This window comes from Rhodomicrobium udaipurense JA643 (assembly GCF_000636015.1).
Lineage (GTDB): Bacteria > Pseudomonadota > Alphaproteobacteria > Rhizobiales > Rhodomicrobiaceae > Rhodomicrobium > Rhodomicrobium udaipurense.
On record NZ_JFZJ01000222.1, the window covers coordinates 1 to 1,914 of the forward strand.

Annotated in this window: 3 protein-coding genes; all 3 read right to left on the reverse strand. The window is 62.2% G+C overall.

Annotated features, from left to right (window positions below; translation table 11 throughout):
• The coding region (cas5e, locus tag T281_RS16970; RefSeq protein ID WP_037242405.1) for a type I-E CRISPR-associated protein Cas5/CasD at positions 1-585 on the reverse strand (585 nt) is incomplete at its 3' end.
• Positions 586-590: 5 nt separating this feature from the next.
• Entirely contained in the window at positions 591-1,697 is a 1,107-nt protein-coding gene (cas7e, locus tag T281_RS16975; protein WP_081796885.1) for a type I-E CRISPR-associated protein Cas7/Cse4/CasC, read from the reverse strand.
• A gap of 27 nt (positions 1,698-1,724) precedes the next feature.
• Positions 1,725-1,914 (reverse strand): type I-E CRISPR-associated protein Cse2/CasB (gene casB, locus T281_RS19240; protein WP_037242407.1); only part of this gene is annotated, 190 nt, incomplete at its 5' end.

Here is a 1,914-nt window from a genome sequence, read left to right on the forward strand (position 1 = left end):
ATAACTCTTTCTGAACTCCGCTACGCGCTTCGTCGCGTCATCGTAGGCGGCGAAAGCAGCCAGCACGTCCCCCGCCTCAACGACCTCCGGCGCGCAAGGCAGCATCAGCGGATGCGATTTCCGACCGGCGTAAAGATTGAAACGCGGTTGCTTCAGCGCGTCGGCGATGCTCCAGAGCGAGAACGGAGCCTCGATGACGCCATCCCTGAACCAAAGCGCGGATGTCGCGAAAGCGTTCGTCCGGTATTCACGCGTCGACAGAACGGTCTTGAGTTCATGTTTCGGCACGGCGAGTTCGTCGGCGCGCGTAGCGAATCGGCGATTGCGCTTCTGCGGCGGCACCTGCGCCGTGTGGTAGTCGTAGGCGGTCTGACCCGGCTGATCGACACGCACCGCGAAGTTCAGCACTTGTAGCGCATCGATACGATGCTGCTCCTCGCGCTCGATGCCGAGCGCCGCAGCGACGATCCCGAAGACGCCCGATTTCGATGGCCGGTTCGATGAGTTCCGCCACTCCCCCGGATCGTATTTCATGCCGAAGGACGCCATCGGCGCGGCGATGGTGAAGACGAGATAATTGCGCATGAGGGTTACTCGCCAGCCGCGAAGGCAACGATCTGTTCAAGCGTATGGTCGTTAGCATGATCCCACGGGCGGCCGGGGATGACGCGCATGGTGCGGGAATCCTCGAAGCAAGCACCGTAAACGGCGTCCATCTGCGCGATGAGGCCACCCTTGCGGTTGTCGCCTTCGAGCGCTTCGACCGACTTTGCAAGGAGATCATCGCCCCAGGCCGGCTTGAAAAACGCCGCCGCGAGGCTGCGCGGCTGCTGGCTGCCCTTTTCCACGCGCAGATAGTTTGCGAGCGCGAGCGCGGCGAAGCTGTTCTGCTTGCCGGATGGCCGTGCCTTCGCGAAGCCCTCCACAAACGCCTCGATTGCCTTCCGCGCCAGCGCCGCATCGCCACCGAGGTTCTTCAGCAACAACTCGCGGTCGATGCAGGCATAGAGATAGAAGACGCCCGAGCCGAAACCGAGTTCGCCGATGAAGCCCGCGCCAGCGTCTTCCGCGCTCGTCTTCAGATCGTCGACGGCCGTGTAATAGTCGTCCTCGACCACGACCTTATGCGTGGTGATGGCGTGCGCGACCTGCACCGCTGCCTCGCGATTATAGTCCGGGTTGTCGGCGAGCATGCGCCCAAACATGGCGATATCGGCTGCGGTATCGGCGCGACGAAGAAGCTTCGCCGCAAGGTCGGACGACTTCACGTCTTTCAGGGCGTCCGCGCCTTCCGCGACCAGCTTGTCGGCAAGCTCGAACGCGGCGATCCGTTCCTCCGGCGAAACGAAGGCGAGCTGCTTGATATAGGTTTGCGGCTTGTCCTTCGCGTCTTCGATCTTGCCGAAGGCTCCCGCAACGAGGCGCGAAATTTCGAGCGCTTTCGCGTCATCGACGCCGCTCTTCCTGAGATGCGCTGAAATGAAATCGCCGAGCCGCTGCGTGCGCTCGCCGAGATTGCCCGCGAGGCGCTCCTTGAAATTGGCCGAGGTGCGGATCGCGCGCTTCAGCGCCTGGCTTGAAATGCGAAGTCGTTCCGCGCCGCCGAACTTCGCCGTCTTGGGGCGGCCGGTGTCGTCGCGGTTGAGGTTGGAGGGCGCGTAAACAGTGAGGGCGTGAAGCTGAATGAATTTCGTCATGATGATATTCCTTTGAAATGTCTGAGATCAGGCTGCGGCCGTTTCGGTGGACACTCCGTCTTCTGGATTTTCGCGAGGGGCCGCATCGCCTGCCTGCCAGTAGTCGAAGGCGAAGCGCATCCGCGTCTTTTCGCTGTGCCAGTTCAGGATGAGATCGGCGAGGTTCGCCACATTCGCCTTACCGCCCTTGAGCGCGACGAGGCGGCGAAACGCGGTC

What these genes read in the sequence shown, in the direction of transcription:
- cas7e (WP_081796885.1), bottom strand. Translation starts at nt 1,697, where the DNA reads ATGACGAAATTCATTCAGCTTCACGCCCTCACTGTTTACGCGCCCTCC.